Origin of the sequence: Pseudogemmobacter sp. W21_MBD1_M6 (genome assembly GCF_052119585.1) — a bacterium.
GTDB lineage: Bacteria > Pseudomonadota > Alphaproteobacteria > Rhodobacterales > Rhodobacteraceae > JBGQOJ01.
This window is the reverse complement of sequence record NZ_JBGQOJ010000004.1, coordinates 60,617-74,134: the sequence shown is the minus strand read 5'-3', so window position 1 is coordinate 74,134 and position 13,518 is coordinate 60,617. Positions and strand designations below refer to the sequence as shown.

Sequence of the window (13,518 nt, the reverse complement as noted above, 5' to 3'; positions counted from 1 at the left end):
TTTTGATCTGGGGCCGGAACCTTGCCGATGATCTGGCGTTATTATGAGCAAGGCGTCCGAACGCCGCAACAAGGAACCCTATGTTGGATACTGCACCCGCTCTGCACCTGAGAGAGATCGTGGCCATCCGAAAGGTGCTGGTGGCGATTTTGCTGATTCTGGCAACGATCGCGATCTTCTTTGCAAAGGATGTTCTGCTTCCGATCATGATCGGGGTGCTGGTCTCGTTGACCCTTAGCCCCCTGTTGCGCGTCCTTTCAAAGGCGGGCATCCCCGCACCGGTCAGTGCGACGGTTCTGGTGACCGTTCTGGCGTTCAGCGTCCTTTTGGGGGGCTACGCAATGAGCGGCCCTGCGTCGAATTGGGCCGCCGAAGTGCCAGCGTTCGGCGAGAAGCTGAAAGACAAGCTGCGGGACATCACGACCTCTGTAGAGGCGGTGCAGGGGGCGTCGGCGCAGGTTGAAAAACTGGCGGAACCGGCGGCGGAACCCTCGGTTCAAAAGGTGACCATACAGCAACCCGGACTGTTAAGTTCCGCCGTCAGCAACCTTGCAGGACTGGGCACAACCATCATCGTCGCCATGGTCTTTGCACTTCTTCTGCTGGCATCCGGTGATCTGTTCTATGTGAAACTCGTAGAGGCATTCCCGAAACTTTCCGACAAAAAGCGCGCGCTTTCGACCGTTTACACGATAGAGAGAAGCATCTCTCGTTATCTTTTCACGATCACGGTGATCAACGCTGTTCTGGGGATGGTTCTCGCGGTGTCGTTGCTGATAATCGATTTCCCGCACCCGTTTATCTGGGGGGCACTTGCGTTCTTCCTCAACTTTCTTCCGTTCCTCGGGATGATCATAGGGACGTGCCTGATCGCAGGCTTTTCCATCGTCACCTATGATCAGTTGTCCTATGCGCTGCTGGCGCCGGTGTTCTACATGGTCCTCAATTCGCTCGAGGGACAGTTCGTAACACCAACCATTCTTGGGCGCCGATTGGAAATGAACACGGTGTCGGTGTTTCTGACGGTCGTGTTCTGGGGCTGGTTGTGGGGCATTGCCGGCGCACTGATGGCGGTGCCGTTTCTGGTCTGCCTAAAGGTGATATGCGACAATGTCGATGCGTTGAAAGTGCCGGGCAGGTTCCTTGGTGTCAGATAACAGACCCATAAAGGCGCGGTTATAAGCTGCCGCGTTGGCCTTGGGGCACCCTACTTTCCAAGCGTGCGGATTGCGAACTTCAAAAGCACAGCATGCGATGCGGGTTTTTCCAGAATGGGTGCAACGGGTGCTTCGTCGTCGATAATGGCCTGTGCCCTGCCAGTCAGGTAAAAGAAAGGCACGTCTTTCTTGCACAGAATAGCCGCGATTTCGGCGCTCGTCTCGCCGCCCAGATTGTAATCCAGCGTCGCGACGTCAGGGGTTTCGACCTGCAAAAGTGCGATGGCTTTCTTTGTGCTGGCCACAGGGCCGATGACATCCCAACCGGAATCCGTGAACAGATACTCCAGATCCATTGCGATCATGGCGTCATCTTCAACGATAAGAATTTTCTTCCGGCTCAGCATTTCCTGCCCTTCGCATTTCTGGATCATGCGCACTTATTCGTGCAGGCGAACAATCAAATACGCATATGGTTCGGAACAAATGTTTTCCGTGGTGGTCCGTTGCCCGTTGGCAACAGGTGCGATTGGCGGATTAAGGCCTACGGGCCGCGCCCCGGACTGCGCGGTCCTGCCAGTAGCCATATCAGGAATCCGAGAATCGGCAGGACCAGAACAAGCACTGTCCAGCCGACCTTTGCGCCGGTAGAGCGGTTCGATCCGATGATCGACACAATCGCCCATAGGTCCAGAACAAGAACGATCAAGCCGCCAAGGCCACTGACTTCCATCATTATCCAACACTCCGTTGTTTCATCGCGCCATGTGCATTTTCACACGCGCCATGATACCCAAACGCATTGCTGGACATTTGGTTCCCTGATGGCCGTTTTCAAGGCCGGTTGGTCAAAGCGAAATCACACCTTTGCGCAGAATGACATTGGCGAAAAGCCGTGGCTCGCTTGTCGCGACTATCGTGTGCGCGGCACGGACGCGGCTGTAAAAAATATCACCGGCCAACGGAGTCATCGGTCTTTCCGGCGCATGGTCGTGGCAGCATTGGTCGATCTCGACATGCACCGGTTCCCTGTGTGCGACATCGCCCATTTTCACCGATCTAAAGATGGATTGAGCGACAAAGTCGTCAATCGGCATGACCGACAGAACCGCATCAAGCACGGGAATAAGATGCAGCCCATCGGCGCGGATGACGCGGCGCCCATGTTCCAGCGCGGGGTAATTGCCGTCGACCAGCGCGATTTCGTCGCCGTGCCCCATCGCGCGAAGCGTGTAAAGCAGATCAGGTCCAAGAATTGGGTTAATGCCCTTGAGCATCGGGTGTCTCCGTTTGTTCCGTGTCCAGCGCCGCAGACAGATCGGGCCTGCATTCAGGCTGGAGTTACACGCCTTCGCCAGACAGTAAACTGGTTAATGCCGGGGGACCGCAACAAACGCATTTATGGCCCGCCTGTCCGCGCCCGTCGGCCTTCCATTTGAACCCCTTGGTGCTTTGCGTGTTATACAACAGCGAATCATCAGGCTCGAATTGCTGAAGCAAAGCGCATGTTTTCGTGAACATGCGCTATAAGAGTCAAATTAATACAATGCGTTACAGGAGTTTCCCATGTCGAAACGAAAAAGAATTGTTGTTAAAATCGGATCAAGTCTGCTTGCCAATAGTGATCGGCTGACCCTGAGATACGCGTTTCTGCATGGCGTGATGAGCGATTTGGCGCAATTGCAATCCGAGGGATATGACATCGTCCTGACGTCCTCTGGCTCTGTCGCGCTGGGGCTGAACATGATCGGAAAACGGCCCGAAGATGCCGGCGTTCTGGATAAGCAGGCCGCCGCCGCATGCGGCCAGCCCTTGTTGATGAATGCCTACCGTCAGGTCGCATCCGAACACCGGATGAATGTTGCCCAGGTGCTGGTGACCGTGGATGATATGGAAGAGCGCCGGCGCTTCTTGAACATCAAGAATACAGTGCTGCGGTTGTTCGAAAATGACATTCTTCCGATCATCAATGAAAATGATACCGTTGCGACGCGGGAGTTGCGCGTGGGCGACAACGACCGGCTTGCCGCAAAGGTTGCGCAGATGATTCAGGCCGACCGCCTGATTATTCTGACCAGTGTCGAGGGCCTGTATGACAGGGATCCTTCGGACCCCGAGGCGGTGTTCATTTCGGAAATCAGCGACGTTTCGGACCACCTGCTGTCAACGACCGGCACGAGTGAACTGGGCAGCGGCGGTATGCTGACGAAAATGAAAGCAGCCAACATGGCGCAGAATGCCGGATGCGAAACGATCATCGCCGAAGGTATAATAGATCGTCCCGTGTCGTCGGTTCTGAAGAACGAGCGTCGCCACACGAAATGCCTCGTCACCGGCGTTGCATCGTCGCCTCTGGAAATATGGCTCAGCAACCGGCTTCAGGTCGGGGGCACGCTCGTTGTGTCCGACGACGTGGCCCAGGAAATCGTCGAGGGAACACGCGGTGTTCGTCGCACGGATATCATCTCGATTCAGGGGGATTTCACCAAAGGTGACGTTCTGCATATCTACAACGAAAAAGGCGATGAATGCGCCCGTGGACTGACCAACTTTTCCTCGGAAGAGACCATGCTGCTGGCGCGCAATCTGGATATGTCGATCGAGGATGTGATCGGCTACAAAACAAAAAGCGACATCGTCGGATCAGAGAACATGCTTGTTCTCGAAGACCGGCATCTTCAGTGGGATGCCCCGATGGATGCGCAAAAGATCGTTATGCCGACCTGAGCATCAGGGTGTATCGGGTCCGCCTTGATTGCGTGGCGGGCCTGACACATCACGCAAAGCTGGGTTGGCTCAGGAAATACCGCTCAATCACAGGAAGAGACGCGGCACCGATCGCGCGGGCATTCCGGCCGATCGACGCCTCTGATACGATCGGGTCAGCGATGCCCTGAGTGTCGAGTTTCGCGATCTCCAGGCGGGTCAGATCGACGATTCGCTCACGGATGGGCTGCGGACAGTTGGCATCGACCAGAATCCGCTGAAAGTCGATGACCGAAGAGACGGCAACGACGGCAACGGCAAGGTGCCTGGCTGTCTGTTCGATCCAGTCGGACAGAATGTCCTCGAATCCTTCCCAGTTGTGGTCCGGATTCCAGATCACCGATGCGTCATTGCCGCTTTTTTCCAACCGTTTTTCCAAAAGATAGATCGACGCATTGTGAATAAGCTGAGAGCTTTGCGCGGTGCCATATCGCACTGGAATCGTCCCGAACGCGCCGGCGTTTCCGGTTCGGCCTGAATAAACCGTATCGTTAAGAACCACCCCGCCGCCGATAAACGACCCGATAAAGAAATAGGCATAATCGGCGAATTCGCGGCCACGCCCGAAGATATGCTCGGCCGTGCAGGCCGATGTGGTGTCATTTTGGACGACAACGGGCAGACCTGTCCGGTTTTCGACGGCTGATTTAAGGTCAAAGTCCTTCCAAAGCTGCATCGCCTCTTTTGGCGCATTCACTGTGTCCAGCCAGTTCCACAGCTCGAACGGGGCCGCAACGCCGATCCCCGCAATGCATCCCAGCTGCTTTTTCGTTAACCCGCCGGTGATCTTTGTCATCCCCTCTGTCAGGAACTGCATGACGACGTGCGGGGTCGGGTAGGCATAGGTCTTTTTCAGCTGTCCGTGCACCGTGCCCGTGACGTCGATCAGCACCAGATCGGCGCTGCGCCGGCCTATGTTCAGGCCAAGAGACAGGATGCCGTCGGGGTTCAGCGTCATCGGGACAGAGGGTTTTCCCACCTTGCCGCGCACCGGCTCGCCACGACTCAGCAGCCCGTCTTTTTCAAGCGCCCTGATGATGATGGAAACAGTCTGCGCCGACAGGTTCGACCGCCGCGCGATCTCGGCACTTGCCAGTCCGCCATGCCGTTGGATCAGCGAAAGAACCAGTCTTTCGTTGTGGTCCCGAACCCCGGATTGATTCACCCCTCCCATGGGGTCTCGGATGGCGGTGTCGCCCATATCTGACATGTTATCCAATGATCTATTCCCCCTGAGGATGCCCTATGTCTAATTAATAAATCAAGTTTATTTATTTATTGACAACTGCCACCCGACTCGGTCTTTATACAGCCACAACGGCATTGCAGAATGGGCATGTCGCGATATTGGGCGCCAGACTTTTTCCGTCACGCCCGAACATCGGTCAGGGAGGACCACATGAAGAAACTGTTCACAACCGCTGCGGTCAGCGCAATTTGCATCGCCGCCGCATCCACAGCTTTTGCCGCGTCCCACACAGGCGCAGGCGCGTGCCTTATCACCAAGAACAACACCAACCCGTTCTTCGTGAAAATGAAGGAAGGCGCAGCCGCCAAGGCCGCCGAAATGGGTATGGATTTCCAGGCGTTCGCCGGTGAAAAAGATGGCGACGCATCGCCCCAGATCATTGCCGTCGAAAACTGCGTCGCGGCTGGTGCGAAGGGCATCCTGATCACCCCCTCGAATGACTCGGTCGGGCCAGCTCTCAAGAAAGCCCGCGAAGCAGGCATTCTGGTGATTGCACTCGACACGCCGCTTGCCGACGCGGACGCACAGGACATGACCTTTGCGACTGACAACTTCGAAGCAGGGCTGCTGATTGGCAAATGGGCCAAGGCAACCCTGGGCGACGCCGCTGCCAATGCGCACATCGGTATGCTCGACATCAACAAGGACAACATCTCGGTTGATGTTGCACGCGACACCGGCTTCCTCGTTGGCTTCGGTATCGAAGTGCCCGACCTGACCGTGATGGGGTCGGAAACCGATCCACGCGTGATCGGTCACGAATCCTCGGGTGCGAACCCCGAAGGCGGCGTGACATCTGTCGAGAATCTGCTTGCCAAGGACCCTGAGCTGAACGTGGTTTACACGATCAACGAGCCAGCCGCCGAAGGTGCCTATCAGGCGCTGAAGAAGGCCGGCAGAGAAAAGGACGTGCTGATCGTTTCTGTTGACGGCGGTTGCCCCGGCATCGCCAGCGTGAAATCCGGCGTGATCGGCGCGACATCGCAGCAGTATCCGCTGTTGATGGCATCCAAGGGCATCGAGGCAATTGCTGCTTTTGCCGCTGACGGCACCAAGCCAACAGCATCCGAAGGCCTGACGTTCTTCAACACCGGCGTGAATCTGGTCACCGACCAGCCTGCCGAGGGCGTGCCGTCGATCGACTCGGCCAAAGGCACAGAGCTGTGCTGGGGCTGATGCACGGCAAATAGCCATGCGTGACTAAGCGAAGGGCGGCGTAAGCTGCCCTTCATATATCCGGGGCTAGGGTTGCCCCACCATATTTTGCGGGGGGCCAGAGGCGGAATGACCGACCAACCAACGCCAAGCAAGACAATCTCCGACTTCGAAGCAAAACTCGATCAGGCCGATGCGGCCGTCGCAAGCTTCGTCAGGGATGATCATACTCTTGGGCATATCGTGCGGACATTCCTCCGCAAAAATCCAACACTTGTGCCGGCTTTGGTGCTGGTTCTAAGCGTCTTGTGCTTTGGCCTTATCGCGCCGCGCTTTATGACGCCCGGAGTGTTGTCGACCATCATGCAGCAGGTCACTGTGACCGGTTTCGTGGCCCTTGCGCAGACCTTGATCATCCTGACGGCGGGCATCGACCTGTCCGTCGGTGCGATCATGGTCATCTCGTCGCTGGTCATGGGGCGGCTGGCGGTGCTGACCGGTGTTCCGGTGCCCTTCGCCATCCTGATCGGCATGTTCATGGGCGGGGTGATGGGCTGGGTCAACGGTGCTCTTGTCGCCTTGGTCAAGCTACCGCCGTTCATCGTGACGCTTGGCACGCTAAGTGTGTTTTCGGCGCTGAAGCTTTGGTATTCACATTCGGAATCCATCCGCAACATCGACATCGAGGAAAAGGCGCCGATGCTGTTGTGGTTCGGCACGGATATAAAGTTCATGGGGGCCACGATCACCTATGGCGTTGTGGCGCTCCTCGTTCTCGCCTTTATCCTGTGGTATGTCCTGAACCATACCGCGTGGGGCCGCCATGTGCATGCGGTGGGCGACGACCCGGAGGCAGCGATGCTGTCCGGTATCAAGACCAACCGTATCCTGATTTCCGTCTATGTCGTCGCCGGTGTGATCCTCGGCTTTGCCGCCTGGGTGTCTATCGGGCGGGTGGGGTCGGTCAACCCGATCTCGTTCGACACGATCAACCTGGCATCCATCACCGCCGTGGTGATTGGCGGCACGTCCTTGTTCGGGGGGCGCGGTTCGATCATCGGGTCGGTTCTGGGCGCTTTCATCGTTCAGGTGTTCACCACCGGTCTGTCACTGGCGCGGGTGGATGACTACTGGCAGCAATTCGCGGCAGGCATCCTCGTGATCGTTGCCGTATCGCTTGACCAACAGCTCCGGAGGGCTTCGAAATGAGTGATGTCCAGCCAATGCTAAAAGCACGCGGCGTGATGAAGCGCTACGGCACTGTGGTTGCGATTGATGGCGCTGACTTCGATCTTTACCCCGGTGAAATTCTGGCGGTGATCGGCGACAACGGTGCGGGAAAGTCCACGCTGATCAAGGCGATCAGCGGCGCGGTCACCCCGGATCATGGCACCATCGAACTGGACGGCAAGCCGGTGCATTTCCGCTCGCCCGAGGAAGGCCGCAAAGCCGGCATCGAGACCGTGTATCAGAACCTGGCTCTGTCACCGGCGCTGTCGATTGCCGACAACATGTTCATGGGGCGCGAACTGCGCAAACCCGGTTTCATGGGCAAGGTGCTGCGTCAGCTTGACCGCCCCCGGATGGAGCAGTTCGCCCGCGACAAGCTGTCGGAACTGGGGCTTATGACGATACAGAACATCAATCAGGCGGTTGAATCGCTGTCCGGTGGCCAGCGTCAGGGTGTGGCCGTTGCACGGGCCGCCGCCTTTGGCAGCCGCGTCATCATTCTGGACGAGCCGACAGCGGCGCTGGGGGTCAAGGAAAGCCGCAAGGTGCTGGAGCTGATCCAGGACGTCCGGTCCCGTGGTATTCCGATCGTGCTGATCAGCCACAACATGCCCCATGTGTTCGAAGTGGCGGACCGGATCCATATCCACCGTCTGGGCAAGCGCCTGTGCGTTATCAAGCCGGGCGACTACACCATGTCAGATGCGGTGGCCTTCATGACCGGTGCGAAAGTGCCGGGCGAACCGGGCGTTGCGACTGCGTGAGCCGGTTGCACAGCCATGATGACCTGTTCGCGCGGCTTGCTGCGCTGCCCAAGGACCGGCGCATGGTTGTTGCAATTGCAGGCCCCCCCGCCAGCGGAAAATCCACGCTGGCGGAGGCGCTTGCACAGCGGTTGAACAACGAAGGCACGCGCGCGCTGGTCGTGCCGATGGATGGCTTTCATCTGGATAATGCCGTTCTTGCGGCGCGCGATATGCTTCACCGCAAAGGCGCGCCGGAAACCTTTGACGCGAAGGGCTTTATCACCCTGATTGGGCGTCTCAAAGCAGGAGGTGAGGTCGTCATCCCCGTCTTTGACCGCAGCCGCGACATCGCGGTTGCCGGTGCCGCTATTGTCAGCGCCGATTGCCGGTTGATCCTTGTCGAGGGCAATTACCTTTTGTTCGACGAGGCCCCTTGGCGCGATCTGGCGCCGGTGTGGGATCTGTCCGTGCTGCTGGATGTGCGCTTGCCCGAATTGCGCCGCCGATTGATCAGGCGGTGGCAGGACCACGGGTTGGATCTGGCCGCTGCAACGCTTCGGGCAGAACTGAACGACCTTCCCAATGCCACCCGCGTGCTGAACGCGGCTATCACGCCCGATATCACCCTGCCGGGTGACGCCGCGCGTTGACAATCAAGGCCCCATACCGGACTGAATAGGGTCCAAAACAGGGGGTGCGGAATGTCGGTGGCACAATGGGAATTCTGGATTGATCGCGGCGGCACATTCACCGACGTGGTCGCGCGGCGCCCCGATGGCACCCTGGCCACCCATAAACTGCTGTCGGAAAATCCGGAACGCTACCCCGATGCCGCTGTGCAGGGCATTCGTGATCTGCTGGGGCTGCACGCTGAGGCCCCGCTGCCCGATGGGGTGATCGGCGCGGTCAAGATGGGCACAACCGTTGCCACGAACGCCCTGTTGGAGCGCAAGGGAGAGCGGACGCTTTTGCTGATCACCGACGGGTTCGGTGACCTTTTGCGCATCGGATATCAGGCCAGACCGCGCCTGTTCGACCTCGAGATCAAGCGCCCCGACCTGCTGTACGAACACGCGGACGAAGTGCCCGAAAGACTGGATGCCGATGGCAATGTGATCCGGCCACTGGACGAAGACGCAGCGCGCGCGGCGCTTCAATCCGGCTATCACGCCGGTATCCGGGCCGTCGCGATCGCGTTCCTTCACGGCTATCTGAACCCCGACCACGAGACCCGCGTGGCCGCAATTGCGCGTGATATCGGGTTCACCCAGATCAGCGCCAGCCATCAGGTCTCGCGGTTGGCGAAGCTGGTGGCACGGGGCGACACAACGGTGGTCGATGCCTATCTGTCGCCGATCCTTGCGCGCTATGTCCGCCAGGTTGCCACGGCCTTGGCTGTCGGGCAGGGCGGATGCGAACGGCTTTTGTTCATGCAGTCGAACGGTGGCCTGACCGACGCAAGCCTGTTTCAGGGCAAGGACGCCATTCTGTCGGGTCCGGCGGGCGGAATCGTCGGCATGGTCAAAACCGCCCGTGCGGCTGGTTTCGACCGTTTGATCGGTTTTGACATGGGCGGCACCTCTACCGATGTGTCGCATTACGCGGGCGATTTTGAGCGCAGTTTCGAGACCGAAGTGGCAGGTGTGCGGATGCGCGCCCCGATGATGGATATTCATACGGTGGCTGCGGGCGGGGGGTCAATCTGCACCTTCCGCGACGGGCGCTATCAGGTCGGGCCGGAAAGTGCGGGCGCCGATCCGGGGCCGGCGTGCTATCGCCGCGGCGGCCCCCTGACCGTGACCGACTGCAACGTCATGCTGGGAAAGCTGAACGCGGATCACTTCCCGCCGGTTTTCGGGCGGCGTGGCGATCAGCCGCTGGATGCGGACATCGTGCGGGCCAAATTCGCAGCCATGGCGCAGGATATCGCGGCGGCGACCGGTGCCGCGCCGGAAACGCCCGAAACCGTCGCCGAAGGCTTTCTTCGGATCGCCGTCGATAACATGGCCAACGCGATCAAGAAGATCAGCGTCCAGCGCGGCCATGACGTGACGCAATACACCCTGAACTGCTTTGGTGGCGCGGGGGGGCAGCACGCTTGTCTTGTGGCCGACGCCCTTGGCATGCGGCGGGTGTTTCTGCATCCCTTCGCCGGTGTGCTGTCGGCCTATGGCATGGGCCTTGCTGAGATCCGCGCATTGCGGGAACGACAGGTCGATGCGCCTTTGGCCGAGCTTGACGTGGCACAGGCCATTCTGGACGGGATCAAGGCCGAGGCCCGCGCCGAGGTCGAAGCGCAGGGCGTGCCCGCCACCGCAATCCGCACCGAGGCGCGCGCGCATCTGCGTTATGACGGATCGCACCAGACGCTGGAGGTGCCCTTTGGCAGCATCGTTGACATGCAATCCGCATTCGAGGATGTCCACCGCCAGCGGTTCGGTTTCACCTCTCCCGAACGGGCGCTGTTCTTTGATATGGTCAGCGCCGAGGCGATCGGTGAAACCGGAGAGGTGCCCACGGGTCATCCCGCGACCGGCAGCACCAATGCGGTCGCGCAGGTGCCGATGTTTGCAGGCGATTGGCAACAGGTGCCGCTGTTCGACCGGACGGCACTGGATGCAGCGGCCCGCATAGACGGCCCCGCCATCATCACCGAACCCACCGGCACCAATATCGTCGAACCCGGCTGGCAGGCGCATCTGGACGGGATGGGCAACCTGATCCTTGAACGCACCACCGAAAAGGCCCGGCTCCATGCGGCGGGCACCAGTGTCGATCCGGTGCTGCTCGAGGTGTTCAACAACTTGTTCATGTCTGTTGCAGACCAGATGGGGGCGACGCTTGCCAATACGTCCTGGTCGGTGAACATTAAGGAACGGCTGGATTTTTCCTGCGCGATTTTTGATAGGGCGGGCGATCTGGTGGCGAATGCGCCCCATGTGCCTGTGCATCTGGGCTCGATGTCCGACAGCATCAAAACGGTGATGCGGGAAAACGCAGGCGCGATCCATGCGGGCGATGCCTTTATGTTGAACAGCCCCTACAACGGCGGCACGCATTTGCCCGATGTCACCGTCGTGACGCCGGTCTTCGTGGGGGATGAACCCGCGTTCTGGCTTGGCTCGCGGGGGCATCACGCGGATATCGGCGGACGGACGCCCGGATCGGCGCCGCCCGACAGCAGCCACATCGACGAGGAAGGTGTGCTGATCGACAATGTCCGCCTTGTCGATCAGGGGAACTTTCTGGAAGGCGAGGCGACAAGGGTGCTGTCCTCTTGCCGCTATCCCTGCCGGAACATCCCGCAGAACATGGCAGATCTAAAGGCCCAGGTTGCCGCCAACGAAACGGGGCGGCGCGCGCTGTTGAAAGTGGTCAATGCCTACGGTCTGGACGTGGTGCAGGCCTATATGGGCCATGTGCAGGACAATGCCGAGGAAAGCGTGCGGCAGGTCATCGGACGGCTGAAGGATGGCAGTTTCACCTATCCGATGGACACCGGCACCGTGATCAAGGTGGCAGTGCGGGTCGATCCCGAAGGCCGCTCTGCGGTGATTGATTTCACCGGCACCAGCGACCAAAGTCACGGGAATTACAACGCCCCTTATTCGATTTGCCGCGCCGTGGTCCTTTATGTGTTCCGCACGATGGTCGGGGCCGATATTCCCCTGAACGAGGGGTGTCTGAAGCCGCTGCGCATCATCGCCCCCGAAGGATCAATGCTGAACCCCGCCTATCCTGCGGCGGTGATCGCGGGGAATACCGAGGTGTCGCAGGCGACGTGCAACGCACTATACGGGGCGCTGCATGTGATTGCGGGCAGTCAGGGCACGATGAACAATTTTGTCTGGGGCAACGAGACCTTCCAAAACTATGAGACCATCGCGGGCGGCACCGGTGCGGGTCCGGGGTTCAACGGCTGTGACGCGGTGCAAAGCCATATGACCAACACCCGCATGACCGACCCTGAAATCCTTGAAAAGCGCTTTCCGGTCCGGCTGGAGGTCTTCGGGATCAGGCCCGGGTCCGGTGGCGCGGGCCGGTGGCACGGTGGCAACGGCGTGATCCGGCGCATGCGGTTTCTGGAACCGGTGACGGTGACGACACTGTGTTCGCACCGCGATATTCCGCCCTTTGGCGTGGATGGCGGGCAGGGGGGGGCAGTGGGGCTGAATGCCGCCGAACTGCCTGACGGAACGCACATTGCGTTGCAGGGCAACGCCGAGATTGACCTGCCCGCCGGCGGCCTGTTCGAAATGCAGACGCCCGGTGGCGGTGGGTGGGGTGCACCCTAGCCGGTGGGCGATGTGCCCCCGATCGCGGTGGTGATCGCCTCTGCTGCGCCCCGCACCATCCGCCCGATTTGATCTGCCGACGAAAGCGGTATCCTGAACGACGGCCCCGATACCGACACGCCCGCGACAGGCGCGCCATAGGCGTCGAAAATCGGCGCGGCGATGCACCGCATGCCGTCGGCGCGTTCCTGATCGTCGATGGAATATCCGCGCAGCCGCGTCCGCGCCAGATCATCGGTCAGCAGTGCCTCTGACGTGATGGTCAGCTTGGTAAAGCCCGCAAGGCCGCGTGTCTGCACCACCCGTGACACCTGATCCGGCGTGTAGAACGCCAGCAGCGCCTTGCCGATGCCCGACGCATGCATCGGGCTTTGTGTGCCCGGTGGAAAGAAGGCGCGGATCGTCTGATGCGTTTCGACCTGACTGAGAAACAGCACCTCGTCCTGTTTTTCGACACCCAGATTTGCCGTTTCCCCCGTCTGCCGCATCAGCTCCTGCATCGGCTCGCGACTGCGTTCCGCCAGCTTTGTTCGGCGCAGGAACTTTGTACCGATCCGGAACGCGCCGCTGCCCACATGCCACAACTGGCTGTCGCCCTCGGTTTCCACAATCCCGTGCGATTGCAGCGTTGTCAGGACACGGTAGACCGTGGCGGCGGCCTGGTCTGTATGGATCGAAAGATCGGTCAGGGACAGGCCGTCATGCTCTGACACGGCGCGCAAGATGACCATTGCGCGGTCAAGCGACTGGATTGTGTTCTGGTCCGTCTTGTCATTGAACGCCTTGGGGCGGCCACGGGGGCGGGGGGGTTGCATCTGCGACTCCTGATCGTGTTTCCGTTCCGGTAACTTAAATGAAAAATCCATTCATTGAATGAAAAAATGCAAGACCATGAAAATAAATAAAATAATTCATAATTT

Annotated in this window: 12 protein-coding genes; 7 read left to right on the top strand and 5 right to left on the bottom strand. The window is 59.4% G+C overall.

What is annotated here, in order from left to right:
* Positions 1 to 80 precede the first annotated feature (80 nt).
* The gene (locus ACEN2R_RS06905) at positions 81 to 1,157 is read left to right on the top strand and encodes an AI-2E family transporter (protein WP_442040578.1); all 1,077 of its coding nucleotides are present in this window, start codon (positions 81 to 83) and stop codon (positions 1,155 to 1,157) included.
* A gap of 50 nt (positions 1,158 to 1,207) precedes the next feature.
* On the opposite strand, the gene ACEN2R_RS06900 is transcribed toward ACEN2R_RS06905, so the two are convergent.
* From ACEN2R_RS06900 to ACEN2R_RS06890, 3 genes are all read right to left on the bottom strand, one after another.
* Entirely contained in the window at positions 1,208 to 1,591 is a 384-nt protein-coding gene (locus tag ACEN2R_RS06900) for a response regulator (protein ID WP_442040576.1), read from the bottom strand.
* 110 nt (positions 1,592 to 1,701) lie between these two features.
* Positions 1,702 to 1,893, bottom strand: coding sequence for a PLD nuclease N-terminal domain-containing protein (locus ACEN2R_RS06895; protein WP_442040574.1), 192 nt, complete (start codon positions 1,891 to 1,893; stop codon positions 1,702 to 1,704).
* Positions 1,894 to 2,005: 112 nt separating this feature from the next.
* Positions 2,006 to 2,434, bottom strand: a complete 429-nt coding sequence (locus tag ACEN2R_RS06890; protein ID WP_442040572.1) for an RbsD/FucU family protein — start codon at positions 2,432 to 2,434, stop codon at positions 2,006 to 2,008.
* A 289-nt stretch (positions 2,435 to 2,723) separates the two neighbouring features.
* Between ACEN2R_RS06890 and proB the strand changes: the two genes are divergently transcribed.
* On the top strand, positions 2,724 to 3,884 hold the full coding sequence (gene proB / locus ACEN2R_RS06885; RefSeq protein WP_442040570.1) for a glutamate 5-kinase: 1,161 nt from the start codon (positions 2,724 to 2,726) through the stop codon (positions 3,882 to 3,884).
* A gap of 49 nt (positions 3,885 to 3,933) precedes the next feature.
* Here the strand turns inward: proB and ACEN2R_RS06880 are convergent, their stop codons facing one another.
* Entirely contained in the window at positions 3,934 to 5,133 is a 1,200-nt protein-coding gene (locus ACEN2R_RS06880; RefSeq protein ID WP_442040851.1) for an ROK family transcriptional regulator, read from the bottom strand.
* A 189-nt stretch (positions 5,134 to 5,322) separates the two neighbouring features.
* On the opposite strand from ACEN2R_RS06880, the gene ACEN2R_RS06875 reads away from it, so the two are divergent.
* The 5 genes from ACEN2R_RS06875 (at position 5,323) to ACEN2R_RS06855 (ending at position 12,598) form a co-directional block, all read left to right on the top strand.
* Complete coding sequence (locus ACEN2R_RS06875) at positions 5,323 to 6,348, top strand: substrate-binding domain-containing protein (protein WP_442040568.1); 1,026 nt, start codon at positions 5,323 to 5,325, stop codon at positions 6,346 to 6,348.
* A 108-nt stretch (positions 6,349 to 6,456) separates the two neighbouring features.
* Positions 6,457 to 7,536 carry an ABC transporter permease gene (locus tag ACEN2R_RS06870; protein WP_442040566.1) on the top strand — a complete coding sequence of 360 codons (1,080 nt, stop codon included), beginning with the start codon at positions 6,457 to 6,459 and terminating at the stop codon, positions 7,534 to 7,536.
* Positions 7,537 to 7,550: 14 nt separating this feature from the next.
* Positions 7,551 to 8,321, top strand: a complete 771-nt coding sequence (locus tag ACEN2R_RS06865) for an ATP-binding cassette domain-containing protein (protein WP_442040564.1) — start codon at positions 7,551 to 7,553, stop codon at positions 8,319 to 8,321.
* Positions 8,318 to 8,953: a nucleoside/nucleotide kinase family protein gene (locus tag ACEN2R_RS06860; RefSeq protein ID WP_442040562.1), complete on the top strand. Its 636-nt coding sequence runs from the start codon at positions 8,318 to 8,320 to the stop codon at positions 8,951 to 8,953. The genes ACEN2R_RS06865 and ACEN2R_RS06860 overlap by 4 nt, the downstream gene beginning before the upstream one ends.
* A 51-nt stretch (positions 8,954 to 9,004) precedes the next feature.
* The gene (locus tag ACEN2R_RS06855) at positions 9,005 to 12,598 is read left to right on the top strand and encodes a hydantoinase B/oxoprolinase family protein (RefSeq protein ID WP_442040560.1); all 3,594 of its coding nucleotides are present in this window, start codon (positions 9,005 to 9,007) and stop codon (positions 12,596 to 12,598) included.
* Here ACEN2R_RS06855 and bhcR read toward each other — a convergent pair.
* Positions 12,595 to 13,413, bottom strand: a complete 819-nt coding sequence (gene bhcR, locus ACEN2R_RS06850; RefSeq protein WP_442040558.1) for an HTH-type transcriptional regulator BhcR — start codon at positions 13,411 to 13,413, stop codon at positions 12,595 to 12,597. The genes ACEN2R_RS06855 and bhcR overlap by 4 nt on opposite strands.
* Positions 13,414 to 13,518: the final 105 nt, after the last annotated feature.